The 1,684-nt window shown below is 64.3% G+C and carries 1 protein-coding gene; it reads right to left on the reverse strand.

The window, feature by feature from the left end; all coding sequences use genetic code 11:
- Positions 1-486 precede the first annotated feature (486 nt).
- Positions 487-1,684 (reverse strand): WD40 repeat domain-containing protein (locus B2G71_RS23510; protein ID WP_206049510.1); only part of this gene is annotated, 1,198 nt, incomplete at its 5' end.

Here is a 1,684-nt window from a genome sequence, read left to right on the forward strand (position 1 = left end):
CGTCGTCTTCATTCCCGTACCAATCCATCAGCTCGGGAGTAGCTTAGCATCCTGTCCAAGAAACCGGCACCACCTCTCCTGCGGCTTTGCCAATGTAGACGGGGTACTTAAAGCGAGCCCGATCTAGCTCGCAGAGCGTGGTATAGGCGTCATGCGGGCCATTATAATAAAGCGCGTAAATACCAGCACCGCTGAATGGCTCTTCCGGTGGCATCACGCTCAGCGGTTGCTCAAGAAGCTCGACGGCCAAGGTTACGCCTACATTATCTACGGCCAAGGGATCAAATTCGTTTGGAACGGGCATTAGGCTGCTATGGCATCTTACTGCCGCATCGTCATCACCTGTATCGAGTGGCGCTCCTCGGCTTCCTCACATGGCCCTGCCCATGTGGAACCCCGCAAAGCAGCAAGTATTGCATCTCACTGGAATGGGGCTCAAGTTTTGGGACAGGCGCACTCTCAGGGTCTAGAGCCTTCTGCGACTGCTTATTGCAGGCCGGGTTTTGCGAGCGATAGACAGGTTATCCAGTTGGCCGCAATGACGGTAAACCTGTGGCTTTCGCCTGCAATCGGTAGGACGTTTATGATGGGCCCTCCGAAAGGTGAATAGACGCCAAGCGCCTTACCCTCGAAGTCCCAGAGCCGCAGCGTCCCATCAAAGCTCCACGAGAGGATGCGGCCGCCGTCGAGCGCCAGCGCGCCGCTTACCCAGCTGGTGTGCCCTTCCATGGGCGCGCCGAGGGGGTGTCCCTCGAAGTCCCAGAGCCGCAGCGTCCCGTATCTGCTCCACGAGAGGATACGCTTGCCGTCGAGCGCCCGCACGCCGCTTACCCAGCTGGTGTGGCCTTGCATGGTCACGCCGATGGGGTGTCCCTCGAAGTCCCAGAGCCGCAGTGTCCCGTCTCTGCTCCACGAGAGAATGCGCCCGCCGTCGAGCGCCCGCGCGCCGTTGATCGCGTCCGTGTGGCCTTGCATGGGCACGCCGATGGGGTTTCCTTCGAAGTCCCAGAGCCGCAGCGTCCCATCTCTGCTCCACGAGAGGATGCGCCCGCCGTCGAGCGCCCGCGCGCCGTCGATCGCATCCGTGTGACCTTCCATGGGCACGCCGAGGGGGCGTCCCTCGAAGTCCCAGAGCCGCAGCGTCCTGTCTTGGCTCCACGAGAGGATGCGCCCGCCGTCGAGCGCCAGCGCGCCGTTGATCGCATCCGTGTGGCCTTCCATGGGCACGCCGATGGGGTGTCCCTCGAGGTCCCAGAGCCGCAGCGTCCTGCCTAGGCTCCACGAGAGGATGCGCTTGCCGTCGAGCGCCAGCGCGCCGTTGACCGGAACCACGTGGCCTTCCATGGGCACGCCGAGGGGGTGTCCCTCGAAGTCCCAGAGCCGCAGCGTCCCATCAAAGCTCCACGAGAGGATGCGCCCGCCGTCGAGCGCCAGCGCGCCGCTTACCCAGCTGGTGTGCCCTTCCATGGGCACGCCGAGGGGGCGTCCCGCACAGTCCCAGAGCCGCAGTGTCCCGTCTCTGCTCCACGAGAGGATGCGCCCGCCGTCGAGCGCCCACGCGCCGTTAATCCAGCTCGTGTGGCCTTCCATGGGCACGCCGAGGGGACGTCCCTCGAAGTCCCAGAGCCGCAGCGTCCCATCAAAGCTCCACGAGAGGATGCGCCCGCCGTCGAGCGCCAGCGCG

It is taken from the genome of Novosphingobium sp. PC22D, assembly GCF_002556635.1.
GTDB lineage: Bacteria > Pseudomonadota > Alphaproteobacteria > Sphingomonadales > Sphingomonadaceae > Novosphingobium.